This is a genomic window from Paenibacillus pectinilyticus (assembly GCF_001700435.1).
Lineage (GTDB): Bacteria > Bacillota > Bacilli > Paenibacillales > NBRC-103111 > Paenibacillus_E > Paenibacillus_E pectinilyticus.
Genome location: NZ_LYPC01000013.1, coordinates 1 through 692, shown reverse-complemented (window position 1 = coordinate 692; position 692 = coordinate 1). Strand labels below are relative to the sequence as shown.

At 51.8% G+C, this 692-nt stretch carries 2 tRNA genes and 1 rRNA gene; all 3 read right to left on the bottom strand.

The features are described 5' to 3' along the window. A tRNA-Ala gene (locus tag A8709_RS07650) sits at positions 1-76 on the bottom strand. 94 nt (positions 77-170) lie between these two features. Then, positions 171-247 (bottom strand) — tRNA-Ile (locus tag A8709_RS07645). Positions 248-410: 163 nt separating this feature from the next. Then, a 5S ribosomal RNA gene (rrf, locus tag A8709_RS07640) occupies positions 411-527 on the bottom strand. Positions 528-692: the final 165 nt, after the last annotated feature.

The following is a 692-nucleotide window of genomic DNA, read 5'->3' as shown; positions in this document are numbered from 1 at the left end:
TGGTGGAGCCAAGCGGGATCGAACCGCTGACCTCCTGCTTGCAAGGCAGGCGCTCTCCCAGCTGAGCTATGGCCCCATAAAATTACCCCAAAAAGTGAAGAGTAGCTTCGAGGTTGATTCCGATTACTTTCCGGGGACCCCGATACTGGATACTTCATTATTTAGTTAAATGGTGGGCCCTAGTGGACTCGAACCACCGACCTCACCCTTATCAGGGGTGCGCTCTAACCAGCTGAGCTAAGGGCCCATAAAAGAAAATCTTCAAAATAAAAACCCACCTACAAGCTTTCGAAGCTTTCTCCGAAAGCTTGCCATGGGTATCGCTTGGCAACGTTCTACTCTCCCAGAACCCTGCGGTTCAAGTACCATCGACGCTGGAGGGCTTAACGGTCGTNCTTGCCATGGGTATCGCTTGGCAACGTTCTACTCTCCCAGAACCCTGCGGTTCAAGTACCATCGACGCTGGAGGGCTTAACGGTCGTGTTCGAGATGGGAACGCGTGGGTCCCCTCCGCCATCATCACCAAACGAGTGCAACATGGTGTTAACCACCTTGCGGAAAGAGGTTTGCTCTTTCAAAACTGAACACGAGTGAGTAAGCGATTTGTGTGATAAACACACTTGACTGGTCTTATCAAGACCGAGTCTCCATAGAAAGGAGGTGATCCAGCCGCACCTTCCGATACGGCTACC